Annotated in this window: 22 protein-coding genes; 8 read left to right on the top strand and 14 right to left on the bottom strand. The window is 72.4% G+C overall.

Annotated elements, in window-relative coordinates:
• Window positions 1-87: 87 nt before the first annotated feature.
• Together VF330_RS39520 and VF330_RS39525 are read right to left on the bottom strand one after the other, a co-directional pair.
• On the bottom strand, window positions 88-516 hold the full coding sequence (locus VF330_RS39520; protein WP_330856872.1) for a hypothetical protein: 429 nt from the start codon (window positions 514-516) through the stop codon (window positions 88-90).
• Window positions 517-664: 148 nt separating this feature from the next.
• Window positions 665-1,651 (bottom strand): TDT family transporter, encoded by a 987-nt coding sequence (locus VF330_RS39525; protein WP_330856873.1) that lies wholly within the window; start codon window positions 1,649-1,651, stop codon window positions 665-667.
• Between the two features lie 109 nt (window positions 1,652-1,760).
• Here VF330_RS39525 and VF330_RS39530 point away from each other — a divergent pair, with 109 nt between their 5' ends.
• Both VF330_RS39530 and VF330_RS39535 read left to right on the top strand, forming a co-directional pair.
• A complete protein-coding gene (locus tag VF330_RS39530; RefSeq protein ID WP_330856874.1) occupies window positions 1,761-2,690 on the top strand; it encodes a LysR family transcriptional regulator in 930 nt (309 codons plus the stop codon).
• Window positions 2,674-3,030 (top strand): HNH endonuclease, encoded by a 357-nt coding sequence (locus VF330_RS39535; protein WP_330856875.1) that lies wholly within the window; start codon window positions 2,674-2,676, stop codon window positions 3,028-3,030. Before VF330_RS39530 ends, VF330_RS39535 begins: the two co-directional genes overlap by 17 nt.
• On the opposite strand, the gene VF330_RS39540 is transcribed toward VF330_RS39535, so the two are convergent.
• A complete protein-coding gene (locus tag VF330_RS39540) occupies window positions 3,027-3,473 on the bottom strand; it encodes a hypothetical protein (RefSeq protein WP_330856876.1) in 447 nt (148 codons plus the stop codon). The two genes, VF330_RS39535 and VF330_RS39540, sit on opposite strands and share 4 nt — an antisense overlap.
• 75 nt (window positions 3,474-3,548) lie before the next feature.
• Window positions 3,549-4,310, bottom strand: coding sequence for a hypothetical protein (locus VF330_RS39545; RefSeq protein WP_330856877.1), 762 nt, complete (start codon window positions 4,308-4,310; stop codon window positions 3,549-3,551).
• A gap of 307 nt (window positions 4,311-4,617) precedes the next feature.
• On the opposite strand from VF330_RS39545, the gene VF330_RS39550 reads away from it, so the two are divergent.
• Both VF330_RS39550 and tsaA read left to right on the top strand, forming a co-directional pair.
• Window positions 4,618-6,021, top strand: coding sequence for a protein adenylyltransferase SelO (locus tag VF330_RS39550; protein WP_330856878.1), 1,404 nt, complete (start codon window positions 4,618-4,620; stop codon window positions 6,019-6,021).
• Window positions 6,021-6,416 carry a tRNA (N6-threonylcarbamoyladenosine(37)-N6)-methyltransferase TrmO gene (tsaA, locus tag VF330_RS39555; RefSeq protein ID WP_330856880.1) on the top strand — a complete coding sequence of 132 codons (396 nt, stop codon included), beginning with the start codon at window positions 6,021-6,023 and terminating at the stop codon, window positions 6,414-6,416. Before VF330_RS39550 ends, tsaA begins: the two co-directional genes overlap by 1 nt.
• 1 nt (window position 6,417) lies before the next feature.
• On the opposite strand, the gene VF330_RS39560 is transcribed toward tsaA, so the two are convergent.
• Window positions 6,418-8,994 (bottom strand): hypothetical protein, encoded by a 2,577-nt coding sequence (locus tag VF330_RS39560; protein ID WP_330856881.1) that lies wholly within the window; start codon window positions 8,992-8,994, stop codon window positions 6,418-6,420.
• A gap of 391 nt (window positions 8,995-9,385) precedes the next feature.
• Between VF330_RS39560 and VF330_RS39565 the strand changes: the two genes are divergently transcribed.
• The gene (locus VF330_RS39565; RefSeq protein ID WP_330856882.1) at window positions 9,386-9,577 is read left to right on the top strand and encodes a DUF3040 domain-containing protein; all 192 of its coding nucleotides are present in this window, start codon (window positions 9,386-9,388) and stop codon (window positions 9,575-9,577) included.
• Here the strand turns inward: VF330_RS39565 and VF330_RS39570 are convergent.
• From VF330_RS39570 to VF330_RS39590, 5 genes are read right to left on the bottom strand one after another with little or no spacing between them, the layout of a single operon-like run.
• The gene (locus tag VF330_RS39570; protein ID WP_330856883.1) at window positions 9,502-10,590 is read right to left on the bottom strand and encodes a pyridoxal-phosphate dependent enzyme; all 1,089 of its coding nucleotides are present in this window, start codon (window positions 10,588-10,590) and stop codon (window positions 9,502-9,504) included. The two genes, VF330_RS39565 and VF330_RS39570, sit on opposite strands and share 76 nt — an antisense overlap.
• On the bottom strand, window positions 10,587-11,381 hold the full coding sequence (locus VF330_RS39575; RefSeq protein ID WP_330856884.1) for a Rossmann-like domain-containing protein: 795 nt from the start codon (window positions 11,379-11,381) through the stop codon (window positions 10,587-10,589). Before VF330_RS39575 ends, VF330_RS39570 begins: the two co-directional genes overlap by 4 nt.
• Before the next feature lie 13 nt (window positions 11,382-11,394).
• The gene (locus VF330_RS39580) at window positions 11,395-12,162 is read right to left on the bottom strand and encodes an ABC transporter ATP-binding protein (protein ID WP_330856885.1); all 768 of its coding nucleotides are present in this window, start codon (window positions 12,160-12,162) and stop codon (window positions 11,395-11,397) included.
• Window positions 12,159-13,217 carry a FecCD family ABC transporter permease gene (locus VF330_RS39585; protein ID WP_330856886.1) on the bottom strand — a complete coding sequence of 353 codons (1,059 nt, stop codon included), beginning with the start codon at window positions 13,215-13,217 and terminating at the stop codon, window positions 12,159-12,161. The genes VF330_RS39580 and VF330_RS39585 overlap by 4 nt, the downstream gene beginning before the upstream one ends.
• Window positions 13,210-14,187: an ABC transporter substrate-binding protein gene (locus VF330_RS39590; protein ID WP_330856887.1), complete on the bottom strand. Its 978-nt coding sequence runs from the start codon at window positions 14,185-14,187 to the stop codon at window positions 13,210-13,212. Before VF330_RS39590 ends, VF330_RS39585 begins: the two co-directional genes overlap by 8 nt.
• An 85-nt stretch (window positions 14,188-14,272) precedes the next feature.
• On the opposite strand from VF330_RS39590, the gene VF330_RS39595 reads away from it, so the two are divergent.
• Both VF330_RS39595 and VF330_RS39600 read left to right on the top strand, forming a co-directional pair.
• A complete protein-coding gene (locus VF330_RS39595) occupies window positions 14,273-15,490 on the top strand; it encodes an MFS transporter (protein WP_330856888.1) in 1,218 nt (405 codons plus the stop codon).
• On the top strand, window positions 15,487-16,209 hold the full coding sequence (locus tag VF330_RS39600; protein ID WP_330856889.1) for a TauD/TfdA family dioxygenase: 723 nt from the start codon (window positions 15,487-15,489) through the stop codon (window positions 16,207-16,209). Before VF330_RS39595 ends, VF330_RS39600 begins: the two co-directional genes overlap by 4 nt.
• On the opposite strand, the gene VF330_RS39605 is transcribed toward VF330_RS39600, so the two are convergent.
• From VF330_RS39605 to VF330_RS39620, 4 genes are all read right to left on the bottom strand, one after another.
• Window positions 16,206-16,760, bottom strand: a complete 555-nt coding sequence (locus VF330_RS39605) for a hemerythrin domain-containing protein (protein WP_330856890.1) — start codon at window positions 16,758-16,760, stop codon at window positions 16,206-16,208. The two genes, VF330_RS39600 and VF330_RS39605, sit on opposite strands and share 4 nt — an antisense overlap.
• Before the next feature lie 104 nt (window positions 16,761-16,864).
• On the bottom strand, window positions 16,865-17,191 hold the full coding sequence (locus VF330_RS39610) for a plasmid stabilization protein (RefSeq protein ID WP_330856891.1): 327 nt from the start codon (window positions 17,189-17,191) through the stop codon (window positions 16,865-16,867).
• Between the two features lie 144 nt (window positions 17,192-17,335).
• Complete coding sequence (locus VF330_RS39615; protein WP_330856892.1) at window positions 17,336-18,328, bottom strand: NAD-dependent epimerase/dehydratase family protein; 993 nt, start codon at window positions 18,326-18,328, stop codon at window positions 17,336-17,338.
• Window positions 18,325-18,720: a ChaB family protein gene (locus tag VF330_RS39620; RefSeq protein WP_330856893.1), complete on the bottom strand. Its 396-nt coding sequence runs from the start codon at window positions 18,718-18,720 to the stop codon at window positions 18,325-18,327. The genes VF330_RS39615 and VF330_RS39620 overlap by 4 nt, the downstream gene beginning before the upstream one ends.
• Window positions 18,721-18,767: 47 nt before the next feature.
• Between VF330_RS39620 and VF330_RS39625 the strand changes: the two genes are divergently transcribed.
• Window positions 18,768-20,034: aldehyde dehydrogenase family protein (locus tag VF330_RS39625; RefSeq protein WP_330856894.1), on the top strand; the 1,267-nt coding region annotated here is incomplete at its 3' end.

Raw genomic sequence — 20,034 nt, forward strand, 5'->3', positions numbered from 1 at the left:
CCTGGTTGCGCAGGCTCTCCAGCGCCTCCGCCGCCTTCTCGGGCGAGGCGTCGGCCCGCAGCGTGAGCCGGATTCCGTGGTAGATCATCAGTTCTCCTCGTGCGTCAGGGCGAGTGCCGCCCCTGCTGTGGTGGTGACGACGCCGGTCCAGGTGAAGGCGGTGGCGATGCCCTGCTGGACCAGGGGTGCGAGGACGAGCGGCGACAGGAACCGGCCGGGGAAGATCCCGGCGACCAGTCCGTTGAGCACACGGCCGCGGTGCGCGGGCGGGGCGAGGTCCGCGAGTCCCAGGGTCAGGTTCGGCACGGCCAGCCCGACCCCGCAGCCGGCGCCGAGCAGCACGAGGCTGACCGCGGTGAGCTTTCCCTTGGACAGCCTGGGGAACACGAGTGCCCCGACCGCGCCGGTGAGCGTGCTGCCGGCGACGACGACCTCGGTGACCGCCGGGCCCGCGCCCAGGTCGCGCAGCAGGAGCGGCAGCTGCGTCGGCGCCATGTAGAACACCAGCGTGGCCACCAGGGCCAGCAGGTAGATCCGTCCGGCCTGCTTCCATGGTGAGCGTGGCCGAGGCCAGGACCACCGCCCTGGCGGCGCGGGGAGGTGCGGTTCGCGTCGTCACACGACCACCTTCGCGGCGGGCGGGTGCCCTTCGCGTCGGCAGCGGCTACGTAGATCGCCGGCCTAGGCAGGCGACCGTGCGGATGCCGACGGTGGCCCAGGCGAGCACCAGAACGCCGTACAGCACGACCGCGACGCTCGTGAACATCGCCGACGGCACGCGTGCCGCGAGGGCGTTCGTGCCGGTCACCAGCGTGCCGAGCGGGAAGACGAAACTCCACCACGTCAGCGCGAACGGCAGCCCGCGCCGGGCGGTCCGCGCGGTCACCGCCGCCGCCAGCGCCACCCACAGCAGCGCGAAACCCCAGGTGGCCGTGCCGTAGAGGACACCGAACGCGGTCTGGCCCGGCAGCACCGGCACCCCGGCGAGCAGGTTCGCCGCGGTGATCGACTGGCCGAGCGGCCCGAGCACGATCCACACCGTCGGCACGGCCGACGCCGCGCCGAGCCCGTGGCGCACCAGCCGCTGCCAGATCTGCGGGACGATCACCAGCGTCGCGAACAGGCTGACGCCGAACAGCGCGTAGCAGCCGAGCACCATCGTCTGCCGTGCGGACCCCTCCAGGTGCTGGGCGAGCAGCGCCCCGGACGCGGCGGAGACCATCGGCGGCACCACGGGCATCAGCCAGCCGCCGAACGCGAGCTCACCGCTGCCGATCATCCGCAGCGGCACCAGCACCGACGTGACGAGCCCGAGCAGGGTGCCCGCCGTCCACAGCGTCCAGTCGACGGCGAGCGCGGCGGGCAGCCCGATCCAGTCGGAGCCGAGCAGCAGCGCGCCGGTGCCCACGGTCATCAACGCCATCGGTGGCGCGCCCCAGAACTGGGCCATCACGGGATCGGCGAGCTGACCGCGCACGGTCCACTTCCGCACTGCCACGACCACGAGGCAGGCGAGCAGCACGACGTCGAACGCCCAGACGGCCGTCGCGAACGGGCGCAGGCCGGGAACGGCGGCCCCGGCGGTGGCGACGATGCCGGTGCCCATCACGGAGGCGAAGAGGTTCGGGCCGAAAGGCGCCGCTCGTCGCACCTCCGGGGCACGGTGTGGTGGAGGTGCGAGAGCGGTCACGACATGACCATCCTCGTCGCGGGGCGGGTTCGGTAGGCACCGGATGCCGATGAACGCATAGGCTGTCCCTATGCCTCTGCCGTCCAGGGTCACCGACCTGACCAGCTTCGAGCTGCTGCTGAGCGTGGCCGAGCTGGGTAGCATCGGCCGCGCGGCGAAGGCCCACGGCATGTCCCAGCCCAGCGCCAGCGAACGGCTCAGGGTGCTGGAGGCCCGCGTCGGCGTGGCACTGCTCGACCGCACGCCGCGGGGCGCCCGGCTGACCACCGAGGGCCAGCTCGTGGCCGGGTGGGCGGCGCCGGTGCTCGCACGGGCGGGCGACCTGGACGCGGGCATCACCAGCCTGCGCGCCGACCGGCACAGCCAGCTCCGCATCGCCGCGAGCCTCACCGTGGCCGAGTACCTGCTGCCGACGTGGCTCATCGCGGTGCGGTCGGTCAGCCCGGACACCGCGACGGTGCTGACGGCGGGCAACTCCGTGCACGTCGCCGAGCAGGTGCTGGCCGGCAGGGCCGACCTGGGGTTCATCGAGAACACCGACGTGCCGGCGGGATTGACCGGCCGGGTCGTGGCGCACGACGAGCTGGTGCTCGTGGTCGCGCCCGGCCACCCCTGGGCCCGGCGCCGCCGCGTCACCGCCGCGCGGGCCGCCGCCACCCCGCTGGTCAGCAGGGAGCCCGGCTCCGGCACCCGCCAGGCCTGGGAGCACGCGCTGACCGCGGCCGGCGTGACGTCGTTCGCCGGTCCGCTGCTGGAGATGTCCTCGACGACGGCGATCAGGGCGGCCGCGACCGGCGGCATCGGCCCTGCCGTGCTCAGCCGGCACGCGGTGGCCACCGACCTCGCCACCCGCGCGCTCGTCCAGGTGGAGGTGGCGGACGTGGACCTGCACCGCGCGTTGCGCGCCGTGTGGCCCGCCGGGCGGACACCCCGGGGGCCCGCCTCCGACCTGTTGACCATCGCGACGCGTAGTCTCACGAGCCGTGCCGACCGGCGGTAGCAAACAGGTTCGCGCCGCGCGCAAGCGCAAGAAGCGCATGGCCCTCGTGACCCACGACCTCACCGACGCGCAGTGGGACGCCCTGAAGACGTCGTGGGGCGGCTGCGCCTACTGCGGTGCGCCCGCGGGCTCGCTGCAGAAGGACTGCGTGCAGGCCATCTCCCGCGGCGGCCGGTACACGCTCGGCAACGTCGTGCCGGCGTGCGGCTCGTGCAACGCCAGCAAGTGCAACGCCGAGGTGACGGGCTGGCTGCGGCGCAAGAAGCTCGACGAACGCTCGTTCCTGGTGCGGCACTACGAGATCTCGGCCGACCTCACGACGAGGTTCGCCCCGGCTTAGGCGGCGTTGCGCACGGCGTTGTAGCTCTGGAAAAGCCCGTCCCAGGCCTTGCGGCACCGCGTGTTCAGCTGGTCGTCCGCACTCGCCCCGCCCGCGGCGAACCACGGTTCGCACGGCGCGATGTCGGTGAGCTGGCGGCGGACGTCGGCGAGAGCGGTCTGACCCGCGGGCGGGAGCTTCGACGACTGCCTGTCCGCCTCGTCGATCACGCCCGTCACGTCCGGCAGCACGTGCACGCAGTTGTCGGCGGGGTCGACGGGTTCGCCGCGCAGGCGGGCCACGCAGTCGGTGAGCAGCACGCCGATGGCGTCGAGCCTGGGCTGGAGGTCCGGCAGGCCCTCCGCTGCCGAGGAGGCGGAGGCCGGGGTGATCGTGGGCAGCGAGCTCGTCGACGTGCCGCACCCGGCCAGCAGCAGGAGCAGCGCGATGGCGGAGTAGCGCATGCCGGGCAGCCTAGCGAGACGGCGAGGCCGCCAGAGCCGAGGTGCTCTGGCGGCCTGCGCTTTCACCCGATCAGGTCAGGCGTTGATGTAGGACTGCACGCCGTTCGGGAACCCGAGCACCGCCGTGTCGCGGACGTCCTCGTCGACGATCGCGGACTTGCCCTTGCAGCCCGGCTCGGACCAGATCTTCACGGCACCGTCGGGCGACAGCGACTGGAAGCCGCCACGCAGGTCGGCGCACTGGGCCGACGGCTTCACGCCGGTGGCGAAGTTGGTGCCGCTGAAGTCGTCGAAGTTCTTGCCGGTGAAGAAGGTCACGGACGTCGCGGGCTTCGCGCCGGTGGCGGGAGGGGTCGGCGCCGGCGCCGGGGCCTCCGCGGGAGCGACGGCGCGTTTGCCCTCGGGGTTGATCACGAACCACTTGCCGCCGACGTTCTGGCCCTTGATGTCGCCTGCCTTCTCGTCCTTGGAGAACAGGTAGATCGGGCGGCCACCGATCGTCAGCTGCAGCCGGCCGTCCTGGCGCTTGACGACGCCGATGTTCTCCTTCTTGATGCCGGGGAAGAACACCTTGGTGCCCTTGGCGACCGTGATCGGCGGCCACGTCTTGGCGCAGTCACCGTTGCAGTTGGACACCCCGCCCTTCACCGGGTCGTCGCTGAACCAGTAGATGGTGCGGCCGTTCCCGTTGACCACAGCGGGTTCCAGCCCGCCGGCGTTCGCGACGCGGAGCTCGACCCACTTCTGCTTCACCTCGGCGGGCGCGGACTCCGGTGCGCGGTCGCCGGCGTTCTTGTCCGCCTTGTTGGAGTTCGCCGACCCCCGCAGGTAGTCCACTTCGGACTCATCTGCGGGAGCCGAGCTCTCCTGCACCTGCTTTTCCTGCGCCTGTCCCGAAACCGGCGCCGGCGAACCGGACTGCGCGGCACCCTGGCCGCAGGCCGTCAACGCGACGACACCGACCGCGAAAAGGGCAGCAACGATCCCAACTTGCTTGCGACGCATGGGGTTTCTCACTCCTGATCGGACTCAACTCAACCTGTTCCACCCCTGTCACGTACGGCCCCCTGGAAACGGTTCACCCGAGTTCGATCTGAGAGCGCGGTCACATCGCGGCGCGGCGGCACCCGGTACCCTGGAAGGGGTGAGCATCAGCCTGAGCAGCGACTTCGCCACCGCGGTCCCCGAGATGGCCGTCTCGTGGGAGGCCGTCCCGGTCGCGGAACCGGAACTCCTCGTCCTCAACGAGCCGCTCGCGCGGGAGCTCGGCCTCGACCCCGCGTGGCTGAGGGTCGACGGCCTGCCGCTCCTCGTCGGCTCCGCGGCGCCCGGTGTGGCGCAGGCGTACGCGGGCCACCAGTTCGGCGGCTACTCCCCCAGGCTCGGCGACGGCCGCGCCCTCCTGCTGGGCGAGCTGACCGACGCCGAGGGCCGGCTGCGCGACCTGCACCTCAAGGGGTCGGGCCGCACGCCGTTCGCCCGCGGCGGCGACGGGCTCGCGGCGATCGGCCCGATGCTGCGCGAGTACGTCATCAGCGAGGCCATGCACGCCCTGGGCGTCCCGACGACCCGCGCTCTCGCCGTGGTGGCCACCGGCGCGACCGTGCAGCGCGACGAGCCGCTGGCCGGCGCGGTGCTGGCGCGCGTCGCCGCCTCGCACCTGCGGGTCGGCAGCTTCCAGTACGCCCGCAACACCGGCGACGTCGACCTGCTGCGCCGCCTCGCCGACCACGCGATCGCCCGCCACCACCCCGGCAGCACCTACCTGGAGCTGTTCGACCACGTCGTGGCGGCGCAGGCGTCCCTTGTCGCGCGGTGGATGCTCGTCGGGTTCATCCACGGCGTGATGAACACGGACAACATGACGATCTCCGGCGAGACGATCGACTACGGCCCGTGCGCGTTCATGGAGGCCTACGACCCGGCGACGGTCTACAGCTCCATCGACCACCGCGGCCGGTACGCCTTCGGCAACCAGCCGATCATCGCCGAGTGGAACCTCGCCCGCCTGGCCGAGGCCCTGCTGCCGTTGTTCGACGACGACGAGGACAAGGCCGTCGCGCTGGCCATGGAGACGCTCGGCACGTTCCCCGGGCGGTTCGAACGGGCCTGGATCGGCGGCATGGGTGCGAAGCTCGGCATCTCCGGTGACGTGAAGCCGTTGCTCAAGGACCTGCTCGCGCTCATGCAGGCCGACCACGTCGACTTCACGTCGTTCTTCCGGCACCTGTCCGCCGCGGCCCGCGGCGACGCCGAGCCCGCCCGCTCGCTGTTCCTCGACCTCGCCGGCATCGACGCCTGGATCGCGCGCTGGCGCGAGCAGGACCCGGACGCCGGCGCGATGGACCGCGTCAACCCGGTCTACGTCCCCCGCAACCACCTCGTGGAGGAAGCACTGGCGGCCGGCGCCGGCGGCGACCTGACCCCTGTGCACGAGCTGCTGAAAGCGGTTACCCGGCCGTTCGACGCCCGGCCCGGTCTGGAACACTTCTCGGCTCCTGCGCCGCAGGACTTCAGCGCCACCTACCGGACCTTCTGCGGGACTTGATGAAACTGCAGCCCATCGGCCACGTCGAATCGTCGTTGCTGGACCGCGCCTCCGCCCCGAAGCAGGGCGACGAGGGCGCGCCGGACGCCTGGCTCGTCTTCGCCCCGGAGTACGCGCGCGCGATGCGCGAGCTCTCCGCGGGCCAGGACGTCCTCGTGCTCACCTGGCTGGACCGGGCGGACCGCTCGGTGCTGGCCGTGCACCCGCGCGGCGACGGCTCCCGGCCGGAGACAGGCGTGTTCTCGACGCGGTCGCCGGACCGGCCGAACCCGGTCGGGCTGCACCGCGTGACGATCCTCGGCGTGGACGGGGTGAAGGTGCGGGTCGCGCACCTCGAGGCGCTCGACGGGACGCCGATCGTGGACGTGAAGCCGGTGCTGGGCGCCGAACGCTGATTTACTGCGGGTCGCGCGGGCACCCGCCGTCCGCCTCCAGCCCGGGCACCAGGTCTGCCCGGAACGGCAGCTCCCCGCACAGCAGCCGGGGCGTCGAGGTCGTGTCGGTGTTGCCCTGCAACACCAGCACGGCCTTGTTCGACGGCAGCCGGGTGCTCGCGCTGAACCCGATGGTGCCGGTCGCACCCTGGATCGCGTTGTCCGGCCGGATGCTGCCGATGCCGGCGAGCAGCCCCTCCCGCACCCGCGCGCCGGGGTCGGTCCGGCGCACCTGCCGCACGCCCTCGGCGAGGACCTGCATCGCGTCGTAGGCGGCGGCCGAGCGGCCGTCGCCGAGCGTCTGGCACGTCTTGCGGAACACGTCGAGGTAGACCTTGTAGAACGGCACCCGTGCGCAGTCGGTCCACGCGGCGGGGCTCGCGAACGACAGGTAGTCCAGGCGCACGTTGGGGAACTGCGCCATCGTGCCCTCGAGGATGAACCGGGTCGACGAGTCGCTCGCGAGCACCGGCGGGGTGCTGCCCTGGCACCTGCTGTTCATGCCGCGCAGGAACTCCGCCAGGTACTGCGCGCGGCCCGCGTAGAACACGGCGTAGCCCGGCCGCTCCGAGGTGGGGCACGCGCCCTGGCCCAGTGAGGAGGGCGCGAGGCCCTCGTCGTCGTTCGCCACCCGGTAGGACTTGTACTGGCTGACGGTGATGCCGCGTTCGGCGAACGAGACGCGCGCGTCCTCGGCCAGGTTCTGGCTGTAGCGGTCGGTCGGATCGCCGGAGTGGAAGATCGCCACGTCGGACACGCCCAGGCGGGTCTGCGCGTAGTAGGCGGCGACCCGCGCCTCGCGCAGGTTGTTGGGGCCGACCTGGTAGTAGTACTCGTTGACGCCCGCCATGTCGTCTGCGGAGGTCAGCGTGCCGATCACGGGCAGGGCGTCGCTGCCCAACCGCTTCACGACGGACCGCGCGGTGTCCGTGCTGATCGACAGGCCGGTCACCGCGACGACGCTGCGGTCGCGCGCGGCCAGTTCGACGATCTTGTCGGCGGCGACGTCACCGGACGCCAGCCCGCGCCCACCCGGTCCCTCGCCGCCGTTGGCCAGCAGCATCCTGATCGGCACGTCGCTGGTCCGCTGCGCCACCCACACCCCGCGCAGTTCCTCGACCAGCGCGTAGAAGCTGTTGGCCGTGCGGGGAGTCAGGACGCTCAGGAACACGATGGTGATCGCGTCCGGCCGCGCCTCGGCCTTCCGGTTCTCCTCCACGATCTTGCCGTAGACGTCCTCCAGGGCGGGCCGGACGTCCGCGGGCACCCAGTCGGGGATGAAGTTCCGCACCGGATCCGCCGACACGCCGATGCACTCCTCGCCGACGCGTTGCAGCGGCGAGCGCACCGACACCGACCACCACTCGTCGCACCGGGCCCGGTTGAGGAACGGCACGGCCACCAGCGAGGCGACCACCAGCACCAGCACCAGCGGTGCCGCGAGCGCCCGGCGCAGGCGCAGCGCGGGGAGTTCCGAGAGGCCGCCGACCACACCCCGCGCCGGTTCGGTCGCGTCGGTGTCGAGCTCCAGCACCCACCTGTCGGACCGCGACAGCTGCCGCAGCCAGTCGTGGTAGCCCGCGAGCGCGTCGGCGACGTGGGTCCGCGGCACCTCGTCCGACTCGCGGGCGGCGACCACGAGCAGCGGGTCGGGACGGCTCAACGGGTTCGCGCGCCACGACTGTCCACTCCGGACTCCGCCGCGGGCCCGGCCGATCGCGTCGACCAGCCACGGGTCCGAGGACTCCACCAGCAGCCACGGGTTCCCGGTCCGCCGCCGGCCCGTTCCCCACGGGGTCCAGCGCCGGTGCGACCGCCGCAGGTCCTCCAGCAGCGCGCGCACGAGCAGGTCGCCGACCTCGTCCTCGTGCCGTTCCGCCAGGCGTTCCTTCACGACCGCGCGGGCGAGCCGGTAGAGCCCGTGCCGCGACCGCCCGCCCAGCGCCTGCTCGCCCACCCACGTGGCCGGGCGCCACAGCAGCGCCATCAGCGCGAGGCCGATCCGCGGCATCAGGCCGATCACGAGCCGGATCCACCACGGGAAGTCCTGGGCGAGGTCCTGCGCGCCGTCGGTGGTGATCCGCACGCGGCGGCGCAGGTGGTGCCGGAACTCGCGGGCGATCTCGCGTTCCTCCTCGTCGGCCTCGACGCCGGCGGGCAGGGTCAGGTCGAGCAGCCACCCGACGAGCGCGTAGTGCGGGAACCGCAACCGGGCGGCGCCCCGCACGTCCCCGGAGAGCTGGCCGACGACGTCGTCGAGCAGCCGCCGTCGCGGCTGGCCGCCCTGGACGTGGGCGAACGCGACCCGGCGTCCCCGCGCGGTGGCGGGCCGGTTGGCCAGGGCTTCGAGGGGGCTCTCCACGCCGGGCGGGCGGCGCAGCACGACGATCGGCAGCGGCACGTCGCGCGCGGGCCAGCGGGGACGGGTGGCGAGGCGGTCCAGCAACCGGACGAGCTCGAGCGCGCCGGTGAACTGCAGGCCGCGGGTCTGCTCGGAGCCGAGGAACCAGTCGTGTGAGGTCGTCCTGGACAGCGCCATGTTCCCCGCCCGTTCTGCCGGTCCCAAACGGAATCTCGACGGATTGTCGGGCAGAACGGGCGGCGCATTAGCGGAAATCGCTGTATTCGAGCCGGGTGAGAATGCGGTGATCCCGGCGGGATCATCGGGTACCCGGTGGTCATGAGCCAGCCAGTACCGCCTCCAGGACAGCCCCCGACCACCCCGGGACCGGACCAGCCGCGACCGCCGGGCCCGGACACCGACCCGCTGACGCCGCCCGGACCGGACCCGGACCCGTTGCGGCCTCCCGGCCCCGACCCGGACCCGATCCCTCCCTCGCCTGAGCCGCTCTAGCGACACGGCGGTTTGGGAGGCTGTCGCACGGGGTACCAGCCGCGTGCGACAGCCGACCGAACGTGGGGAGCGCGCCATGCTCAGCAGTCAGGAACACCAGCGGCTCGCCGACATCGAGCAGCACTTCCGCGCCGCCGACCCCGACCTCGCCCGCCTGCTGAGCGCCGGTCCCCACGCCCAGCGGATCCGCCGTCAGCTCGCCGCGGCCCTCGTCTCCGTGATCGCGGGCGTGCTGCTCGTCGCACTGGGCGTGCTGATCCTGAGCTGACCGTTCGGTGGCGCGTCGGCGCGGTTCCAGCGCATCCGCGACCACGGCAGGTCCATGTCCTCCAGCGTGCTGATCTGCCGCGGCACCAGGTCCTCCGGCGCCATCGCCTCGGCGTGCCGGGAGTAGGCGGCGTCGACGTAGCGGTGCCCGGTGTCCGGCGCGAGCACCACGACCTGCCGGTCGGGGTCCAGGCGCTGCTCCCACCGCGCGGCCAGGTAGGCCGCTCCCGCCGACAGGCCGGCGAAGATGGCGTGCTCGCGCAGCAGGGCCACGCCGCCCGTCAGCGCCGCGTCGAAACCGAACCAGTGCACGGTGTCGTAGAGCGCGTGGTCGACGTTGCCGAACGGGATCGAGCTGCCGATCCCGGCGATGATGATCTCCGGGTCGTGCACGTGCTCGCTGCCGAACGTGACGCTGTCGAACGGCTGCACGCCCACGAGCTCCACGTCCGGGTCGGTCTCGCGCAGGAACCTGGTCAGGGCTCCTGTCGACGCGCCGGTGCCGACCCCGCCGACGACGCTCAGCCGCGAGCAGTCGGCGTGCTCGCGCACCAGGTCGGCGATCGGCCGGTAGCCGCGGTAGTGGACGTCGTCGTGGTACTGGCGCATCCAGTGGTGCCGCGGGTGGTCGCGCAGGATCTCCCGCACCCGCGCCACCCGGCGGCTCTGGTCGAGCTTGAGGCTCGCCGACGGCGGCATCGGCTCGACGGTCGCGCCGAGGATCTCCAGCTGGGTGCGCAGGGTCGTGTCCACGGTCGTCGAGGCGACGATGTGGCAGTGCAGGCCGTAGCGGTGGCACGCGAGCGCCAGCGCGTGGGCGTAGATGCCGCTGGAGCTGTCGACCAGCGTGTCCCCGTGCGCGATCGTGCCGCGTTCGAGGAGGAACCGGACGGCTTCGAGGGCGGAGGCGACCTTCATGGTCTCGAAGCGCAGGCAGAGGGTGTGGGAGTCGAGGCGTACCAGGGCGGGGCGGCTGAGCGCGTCGGCGATGTGGTGGTCCACGTCTTCTCTCATGCTCGGTAGCGGTACAGCGCTGTCTCGTCGGCGCTGAACTGGGAGAACGGGAACGGCTCCGCGGACAGGGCGGTGACGCCGCTGCCGAGGAAGTGGCGGGCGACGGCACTGGCGGTCTGGGCGTAGACGACCAGCGGCACGTCCCGCTCGCGGCAGGCGCGCAGGATCTCGTCGAACGTGCCGTTGCCGACGGTCATGCCGGTCGCGACGACGGCGTCCGCGACGCCCAGGACGTCCCGCATGTCCGGCGTCACCGGGTCGCCCCACTGCGTGGTGCGCAGCTGCAGGTCGCACGGCAGGCACTCGGCGCCGCGTGCGCGGATCGCGGCCACCAGCGGGTTGACCACGCCGATCAGCGCGACCTTCGCGCCGGGCTCGACGTCGAGCAGCCCGGCGACGGCGGCGTCCCTGGCCCGCGCCCGTTCCTCCGGCGTCCCGGTGGGCAGCACGACGCGCTCGGCGTCCGAGGTCCGGTGCGGGCGGACGCTGCCGAGGTAGGCGTCGAGTGCCGCCACCCGCACGGGAGCCGGTGCCTCCGTCAGGAGGTCGGCGACGGGAGCGCCGGAGTAGTTCGCGCACACCGCCGGGTCGGCGTCGCCCTCGGCGAAGGCGCAGGCGCCGAACGCCGACCCGATCCGGGCCAGCACGTACTGGTTGCGGTAGGTGGTGTCCCCGCCCGCGAGCCTGGTGCCGTGGTGGACCCAGAACACGCTGGTGGCCGGGATCTCCCGCGGGTCGGGTCCGTGCCGTCCCGCCAGCACTTCCGCTGTCAGGTCGTCCACAGTGGTCACTTCGTCCCCCTTCTCAGCGGACCGGCTCGCGGTAGCCCACGGCCAGGTGGCCCAGGCTGTCGCGACCGATCTCGGCTTCCACGTCGAACACCTCGCGCAGCAACGGCGCGGTCAGCACACCGGCGGCGGGGCCGTCGGCGACGACCGCGCCGCGGTGCATCAGCACCAGCCGGTCGCAGTAGCGGGCCGCGAGCGCGAGGTCGTGCAGTGCCACCACGACCGTCTGCGGCGTGCCGCTCGCCAGCTCCATCAGTTCGAGCTGGTGGCGCACGTCCAGGTGGTTGGTGGGCTCGTCCAGCAGCAGCGCGGACGTGCGTTGCGTCAACGCCCGCGCGAGGTGGGTGCGCTGCCGTTCGCCGCCGGAGAGCTGCTTCCACGGCCGGTCCGCCAGGCCGGTGAGGTCGAGCCGGGCCAGCGACTCCTCGACGATCGCGTGGTCGGCGGCGTCCGGGCCGCGCCAGCGCGACCGGTGGACGGTGCGGCCGAGCATGACGACCTCGGCCACCCGCAGGTCGCTCTCGGTGTCGGCGGTCTGCTCGACGAACGCGAGCTTGCGCGCCCGTTCCTTGACCGGCCATTCGGCGATGTCGACGTCGTCGTAGCGCACGTGACCACTGGTCGGCGTGCGCAGACCGGCGACGCAGCGCAGCAGTGACGACTTGCCGGAGCCGTTGGGCCCGATCAGTCCCACGGTCTCGCCAGGCTCGACGGTCAGCGACACGTCGTGGACGATCGTCTTGCCGGGCACTCCCCAGCTCAGGCTCTGGACGTCGATCCTCACAGCTCCCCCCTCCTGCGCAGCACCAGCAGGAAGAGCGGTACGCCGATGAGCGCGGTGAACACGCCGACCGGCACCTCCAGCGGTGCGAAGACCACGCGGGTGAGCGCGTCCGTCCAGACCAGGAACACCGCGCCGACGACGGCCGACAACGGCAAGAGCTTGCGGTGCAACGGACCCACGAGGAACCGGACGCCGTGCGGCACGATCAGCCCGACGAACCCGACCGCCCCCACCGCGGCCACCGCCACGGCGGTCAGCACGGAAGTCGTGACCAGCAGGACGATCCGCGTCGCGCGGACGTCGATTCCCAGCGAGGACGCCGTGTCCGTGCCGAACGCGAACCCGTCCAGCGCGGCCGAGCACAGCCACACCACCAGCAAGCCGGCGGCCAGCACGACCGCGCACACCGCCACCGACGTCCAGCGCGCCGAGGCGAGCGACCCCAGTAGCCAGTTCGTGATGGCGCGGATGCTGTCGGCGTCACCGGACGACAGCAGGACCAGCGACGTGAGCGCGGCGAACAGCTGCCCCACGACGACCCCGGTGAGCACGATCCGCGACGAGTCCAGGCCGGTGCGCCGCAACAGCACCAGCAGCAGCCCGAACGCCACCAGCGCGCCGATCAGCGCACCGCCGGTCAGGCCGAGCTGCGACCCGGCGAAGCCGAGCACCACCACGACCACCGCGCCCGTCGAGGCACCCGAGGACACCCCGAGCAGGTACGGGTCCGCGAGCGAGTTGCGGGTGATGCTCTGCAGCGCCGCACCGCACACCGCCAGGGCCGCGCCGACCAGTGCCGCGAGCAGCACCCGCGGCAGGCGCAGGTCCCAGATCAGCGAGTCGAGCAGGCGCGGCAGCGGCACGACCGGCAGTCCCAGCCGGGCGCCCGCCGCCCGGCCGATCTCCTCCCAGCCCGCACCGACGCCGATGCGGACGGAGACCACCAGTGACACCACGAGGACGACGAGGCTGAGCACGACGGTCAGCGCGGATCTGCTGCGCTGCTTGGGTTTCGGGGTTGCGACGACCGGTTCGAGGAGCGCCGCCTCAGCCACGGCCGGCGATCTTGTCGAGCCCCGCGCCGAACGCCTTGAGCGCGTCGACCGTGCGGACGGACGGGTCCATCTCGATGCCCGGGATCTCGATGACCTTGTTGTCCCGCAGGGCCTTGAGCTGGGAGACGGCCGGGTGCTCGCGCATCATCGCGATCTTCTCGCTCGCCTTGTCGCCGGGGTTGCCGCGCTCGGACAGGTCGCCGACGACGATGACGTCGGGGTCGCGGCGCGCGATCTCCTCCCAGGACGCCTCCGGCCACTCCTGGTCCACGTCGTCGAAGACGTTGACGGCACCGGCGATCTTGCTCATCTGGCTGGCCATGCCGTCCTTGCCCGCCACGTACGGGACGCCCTTGAACACCGAGTAGACCCAGACGACCTTGACGGGTTCCCGCTTGACGGCCTGCACTTCGGCGAGCGCGGCGCGCTGGTCGTTCGCGAGCTGCGCCGCCTTCTCGGTGGCACCGAAGATCCTGCCGAAGTTCTCGTAGTCGCGGAACAGCCGCTCGAACGGCGCGGTGGTGCCGTCCGGGCAGTTCACGGCGCTCACGAACGTCGGCACGCCGAGCGCGGCCAGTTCGTCCCGCGTGCCGGCGCGGTCGGGGGTGAACTGCTCCTGGAACGACGAGACGACCACGTCCGGGTTCGCCGCCCGCAACGGTTCCGAGGTGATGACCTTGGGCGAGAGCACCGGGATCTTCGCGTAGGCGTCGGCGAACTTCGGCGACACCTTGGTCTTGAGGTTCGCGGTTCCGGCCATGCGGTCCTGGAGTCCCAGTGCCAGCAGCGTTTCGGTGGAGCTCTGGTCCAGCGTCACCGCCCGCTGCGGCGCTCCGGCGAACGTGAGCTGCTTGCCGCAGCTGTCCACCACCACCGACTGCGCCGTCGGCGCCTGGGCGCCTTCCGGTGTGGCGCAGCCCGCGGCGAGCACCGCGACCAGAGCCAGGCCGAAGCGGCCGGGGTGTGACATCGGATCCTCCAGAGTTTCACTCGAACGACTTGCGCTACTGTAACGACAATCATTTTCAAATCAACCCCGCCGGAAGGTCGATCGCGTGGTCCACGACACAGTGCGCAGCTCATCGGTGTTGCGCAGCAGCACATTTCTCCGTCTCTGGACCGCGACCACCGCGTCGGGCATCGCGACCTGGGCGCTGCCGTTCGTGCTGGGCCTGGCGGTGCTCTCGCGTTCGCTGACCGCCGTGGAACTGGGTGTGCTGCTGGCCGCGCGCACCGCCGGGTTCCTCGCCGCGGTCCCGGTCAGCGGCGTGCTGGCGGACCGGTACGCCCGCCGCCAGGTCGTCTTGTACTCAGGCTTGGTGTCCGCGCTCGCGGCGCCCGTGCTGGCGTTGTCCGTGGGCGGATCGCTGGTGGTCGCGGCCGTCGCGGCGGCGGCGATGGGCGCGGGCCAGGGCGCGTGCCGCCCGGCGTTCCAGGCGCTGACGGCCGAGGTGGTCCTGCCCGACCAGCGCCAGCAGGCCAACGCGGCGATGACGTTGTCGGTGCGCGTGACGACGTTGGTGGCGCCCGGTCTCACGGCGCTGCTCGCGCTGTTCCTGAACACGCAGGTGCTGCTGCTCGGCATCGGCGCGCTGTGGCTGGTCGCCGCCCTGGTGCCGCCCGCGGGAACCGGCCCGACCGGCACGGTGACGGGCTCGTCCGGCTCCGGGTTCGCGGCCGACTTCTGGGAGGGCGTGCGGGAGGCCCGCCGCCACCCGTGGTTCCTGGCCGGGCTGGGCGCGCTGACCGCCGTCATCGCCACCGGCTACTCGGCGACCGGTGTGGTGCTCCCCCTGGTCAGCCGCGACCGGTACGACACCGAGGCCGTGCTCGCCGGCGCCCTCACCGCCTACACGCTCGGCGCGCTGGCCGGTGCGCTGCTGATCGCCCGCTGGCGACCGCGGTTCGCGGGCTGGACGGCGTTGACCGGCCTGGCGCTGTATGGGTTCGCGCCGCTGAGCCTGCTGCTGCCGGTACACCCGTTCGTCGTGGTCGCGGCCTACGCCGTCGCCGGGCTGGGGATCGAGCTGTTCAACGTGCCGTGGTTCACCGCGACGCAACGCGAGGTCGAGCCGTCCAAGCTGGCGCGGGTGTCCTCTTTGGACTTCCTGATGTCCTACGGCCTCGCGCCGGTCGGCCTGGCCCTGATCGCCCCGGCGATCTCGGAGTTCGGCTCCGCGCCGGTGCTGGTGGCGTGCGCGCTGATCTGCTTCGCCGCACCGGCTCTGGCGGCACTGGTGCCGTCGTCGCGCGACTTCGGGCCGCGCCGGTGATCCCGGCTCGCCTCTCCGCCCTCGATCCCGCGGCACGCGAGGCTCTCGCGGAGACGGGCGCGGTGGTGCTGACCGGTCTGCCCAACTCCCCCGAGTCGTTGCCGGTGGCCTCCGCGCTGCTGTTCGGCACGTCGCTGCGCGAGCTGTTCCCGCACCGCACGCGGACTTCGGTGGACGGCGGGATGGTGGGCCTGCACGCCGACAGCTTCGACATCGTGGTGGAGATCGCGGGAAAGCCGGTGCGGCGCAGGCATCCCGACGAGGACCACGTGCTGGTGCTGCTCGCTTCCCAGGCGCCGCGCGGTGGTCAGTCGTTCGTCCTCGACGCGCACGAGTTCGTCGACTCGCTGGACGCGGAGCTGACGGCGTTCCTCACCGGAACCGACGTCGACCTCTACGGGCGCTGGGCGCAGACGCGCGGCCTGCCCGCGACACCACGGGCAGGCCGTCATGTCGAGTACACCCGCACCGGCAGGCGCATCACCCGGCGCTCGGACGGGGCCGCGGCCCTGCACCGCGACCCCGCCGCCGACCGCGTCGGGGCACTGCTCGCCCGGTTCGACACCGAGGTCGACCGGGTACAGCGGACGTTGCCGAGGTTCGGACTCGAGGAGGGCGACGTCCTGGTCCTCGACAACTACCGCTGCTGGCACGGGCGTGACGCCCACGAGGGGTCCCGGACCGTGCACATCCAGACGCTCCGAACTGACGACGCTTAGGAGGAGGCGGCCTTCTCGAGCTCGCGCTTGAGCTGCTCCTTGGTCATGCTCGCGGCACCCTCCAGGCCCATGTTCCTGGCCTGGAGCAAGAGCTCCTCGCGCGTGGCCTGGCCGGGCATCTCACCGAGGTGGTCCGCCCGGCTGCGCGCGAACAGCTCGCCGAGCTCGTAGCGGCGTTCGGCGCTCAGGCGCTGGCGCATGCCGGGCAGGACGGTCTTCTCCTCCTCCTCGACGTGGTGCGTGATGGAGTCGACGACGTCCTTCAGCGCCTTCTCGTACTTCGGCGAGTCGTACTCGCAGTCGAGGAGCTTCGCGAGCAGCTGCTCGGCCTCGGCGTGCTCCTCCTGGCTGTGCTCGACCTCGTCGTCGCCACCCGCGTCCTTGGCGGCCGGGTAGACCTGCGACTCCTCGGCGCGGCTGTGCGCCACGAGCAGGCCGCAGAGCACCGGCGTGAGCAGTGGTCGCTTCTCCGGGTGGTTCTTGAGCTCGTCGAACAGGCGCTCGACCTCGCGGTGGTCCTGCATGATCAGGTCGACGACGTCGTACTGCATGGTGGTGGTTCTCCTTCAGTTCGGGTTGTTCCTCGGATAGCGCGTGGTGCCGGGCGCGAAACCGCGCTGTCCGTCCTGTCCACATCGGACCGTTCCGGGTCGCCTCAGCGACCCAGCGCGCTCGCCAGCTCCTTCTTCGTCATCGTGGAGCGGCCTTTGACGTTCTTCTTCTTGGCCTCGTTGTAGAGCTGTTCCTTGGTGAGCCCCCGGGGGCGGTCCGTGCCCGAACGCCGACCACCGCGCTTCTGCGGTGACATGTCCTCAGTGGACGACTTGCTGGCGGTCCTGGACTCACCGGCCTGGGCGCGGTTCTTGTTCACCGTCCGCGCGGCGATCTCCTTCGCCCGCTTCGGCGGCACACCGCGGTCCTCAGCGGAGTCCTTGATGTGCTCGTACTGGCGTTCACGTTTCGCGTTCGATCCCGCGGGCACGGCGACCTCCTCCTGGTTCGGCTGTCCGGCGAGTACCCCCGCCGGAACGGTTCACACACCGCTCGCCGGATCGTCGGCGCCCCGGCGCCCTGGTCCTGGCCACCGGCGGCGCGGTGCCGAGCGGGCACCCTTCGTCCACGACGGTCACAGCGCCGGGCTGCCCGGTACTCCGTCCCCTCGCCCGATTCCCCGCACCAGTTCCCGAAGCGCCTGCTCCGCGTCGTGGCGGGGTTCCCAGCCCAGTTCGGTCCTGGCGCGCGTCGCGTCCAGCAGCGGCGACCTGAGGGCCAGGTCGACCCAGCCGGGAGGCGTCGGCTGGAGCCGCAGCCGCCAGCTCAGGTTCGCCGCTGCCCGCACCAGCCCACCCGGAACGGCCACGTGCCGGCCTCCCAGCACCCCCGCGAGTGCACGGGGAGTGACGACCGGTTCGGACACGAGGTTCACCGCGCCGAGCAGCCGTTGCCGCAGGATTCGCACCAGGGCGTCGGCCACGTCGTCGGCGTGGACGAACTGGAGGACGAGGTCGCGCGGCAACGGCAGGACCGGGATCCGGTGCCGGAACACCGCTTTCGGCACCAGGCCGCCGAGGAAGTAGTCGTGGATCTCCGAGCCCGCGTCGGACTGCAGGATCAGGCCGGGCCGCGGCCGGGAGACGACCAGGCGCGACTCGAACCGGGTGAGCAGGTGCTCCACCGCGGCCTTGTGCCTGCTGTAGAACGACGACGTCACTCCCCTGGTCGGCCAGGACTCGTCGACGCGGCGGTCCTTCGAGCCCGGCGAGTACGCGCCGACGGACGACATGTGCACCAGGTGCGGCACGCCCGCGTCCGCCGCGGCGCCGAAGACGCGCCCCGATCCGGCCACGTTGACCCGGTAGGTCAGCCGTTCGTCGCGCGCGGGCTGGATGAGCCACGCCAAGTGCACCACGGCGTCGGCTTTGTCGAACGCGGCGGCCAGCGGTTCCTCCGCTCCGGCCTGGCCGATGTCGATCGACGTCCAGGTGACGCCGCGGTACGGCGGCGCGTCGCCCGGCGGCCTGCGCGAGACGCCGTGGACCTCGATGTCGGGCTCGTCCGCGAGCCTGCGCAGCAGTGCCGTGCCGACGTTCCCGGTCGCGCCGGTGACGACGACCTTCACGACCGGGCCCGCGCCGTCTCGCGGTCGTTCGCCTTCTGGATGGCGCCGACGAGTTCGTCCTTGCTCATCCGCGAGCGACCGGGGACGCCCAAGCGCTTCGCGATGTCGTAGAGGTGCTGCTTGCTCGCGTTCGCGTCGACACCCCCGGCCGTCTCGCCGCGCGCGGGCGTGCCGCGTTCCGCCTGCGGGTCGGACGGTCCCGGCTCCCGCTTGGGCTCCCAGTGGTCGCCGACCTTCTCGAAACCGTGCTTCAGCGCGGAGAACGCGGTGCGGTGGGCCCGTTCGCCCTCGCCGTAGGTCTCCACGGCCGAGTCGTGCGCCTTGATCCACGTCCGCTGCGCCTTCCGCGGTGAGCGCGCCACCGTGCTGGGCAGCTCCTGACGTCCGGGCATGGGTCTCCTCCCAGGTTTCGACCTGGACCGACGGGTACCCGCCTGCCATGACCGCCATGCACGCCATCGACGTCCACAGCCCGCGCGACTCGCAGCTGGTCGGCTGGCTTCCCACCGCCACTCCGGGGGAGGTGACGGCCGCTCTCACGACCGCCCGCTCCGCTTTCCCCTCGTGGGCGGCGACTTCGGCCGCCGAACGCGGTGCCGCGCTGCGGGAGGCGGCGTCGGCGTTGCGGGCACGGGCGAACGACCTCGCGACCGTCGTCGAGACGGAGACGGGACGGCCGTTCGCCTCGGCCCGTGAGGGTGTGCTGGCGGGTGTCTCGACGCTGGAGCAGTACGCCGAGCTCGGTCCGGTCCATCGTGGACGGTCGCTGCTCGGTTCCGCCGTCGACTTCATGGTTCCCGAACCGCGCGGTGTCGTCGTGGCGCTCACGCCGTGGAACGACCCGGTGGCCGTCGCGTGCGGGCTCCTGGGCGCGGCTCTCGTCACGGGCAACGTGGTGGTGCACAAGCCGAGTGAGCGTTGCCCGCACACCGGTCTGCTGCTGGCGACGGCGCTGACGGGCTGCTTCCCCGCCGGGGTCCTGCAGACGCTCGTCGGCGACGGCGAGGTCGGCGACGCGCTGGTGCGCTCGCCCGAGGCCGACGTCGTCGCGCACGTCGGCAGCACCGCGACCGGCCGGGCGATCGCGCGGGCCTCGACCGCGAAGCTGTTGCTGGAGAACGGCGGCAACGACCCGTTGGTCGTCGACGACGACGTGGACCCGGAGTGGGCCGCGGCGCAGGCGGCGCTGGGCGCGTTCACCAACGCCGGCCAGATCTGCACGTCGGTCGAACGGATCTACGTGCACAAGGCGGTCGCCACCCGGTTCCTCGACGCGTTGTGCGAGCAGGCGCGTTCGTGGAACGCCGACCCGCAGCCGCTGGTCGACACCCGGCAGCGCGAGCTCGTGCACGCGCAGGTCGCCGAGGCGGTCGCGGCGGGTGCCTCGGCGCTGGTCGGCGGCGAGGTCCCGGAGGGCCGCGGCGCGTACTACCCGGCGACGGTGCTGTCGGACTGCTCCGGCGCGATGAGGGTGATGTGCGAGGAGACGTTCGGCCCGGTCGCGCCGGTGCAGGTGGTGTCGTCGTTCGACGAGGCGCTGGCCGAGGCGTGCTCCGGTGACTACGGGCTGGCCGCGACCGTGCTGACCGGGTCGATGGAGCACGCGCACCGGGCGTGGCGGGCGCTGCCGGTCGGCACGGTGAAGGTGAACGCGGTGTTCGGCGGCGCCCCCGGTGGCGCCGCCCAGCCGCGCGGCGCGTCCGGCA

Origin of the sequence: Lentzea sp. (assembly GCF_036380075.1) — a bacterium.
In the GTDB taxonomy this organism is placed as follows: Bacteria; Actinomycetota; Actinomycetes; order Mycobacteriales; family Pseudonocardiaceae; genus Lentzea.

Bases quoted from the DNA above. Each gene is read 5' to 3' on its own strand.
- VF330_RS39605 (WP_330856890.1), bottom strand. From the start codon at position 16,760: ATGCAGTACGACGTCGTCGACCTGATCATGCAGGACCACCGCGAGGTC.
- VF330_RS39620 (WP_330856893.1), bottom strand. From the start codon at position 18,720: ATGCCCGGACGTCAGGAGCTGCCCAGCACGGTGGCGCGCTCACCGCGG.
- VF330_RS39560 (WP_330856881.1), bottom strand. From the start codon at position 8,994: ATGGCGCTGTCCAGGACGACCTCACACGACTGGTTCCTCGGCTCCGAG.
- VF330_RS39565 (WP_330856882.1), top strand. From the start codon at position 9,386: ATGCTCAGCAGTCAGGAACACCAGCGGCTCGCCGACATCGAGCAGCAC.
- VF330_RS39540 (WP_330856876.1), bottom strand. From the start codon at position 3,473: ATGCGCTACTCCGCCATCGCGCTGCTCCTGCTGCTGGCCGGGTGCGGC.
- VF330_RS39570 (WP_330856883.1), bottom strand. From the start codon at position 10,590: ATGAGAGAAGACGTGGACCACCACATCGCCGACGCGCTCAGCCGCCCC.
- tsaA (WP_330856880.1), top strand. From the start codon at position 6,021: ATGAAACTGCAGCCCATCGGCCACGTCGAATCGTCGTTGCTGGACCGC.
- VF330_RS39530 (WP_330856874.1), top strand. From the start codon at position 1,761: ATGCCTCTGCCGTCCAGGGTCACCGACCTGACCAGCTTCGAGCTGCTG.
- VF330_RS39590 (WP_330856887.1), bottom strand. From the start codon at position 14,187: ATGTCACACCCCGGCCGCTTCGGCCTGGCTCTGGTCGCGGTGCTCGCC.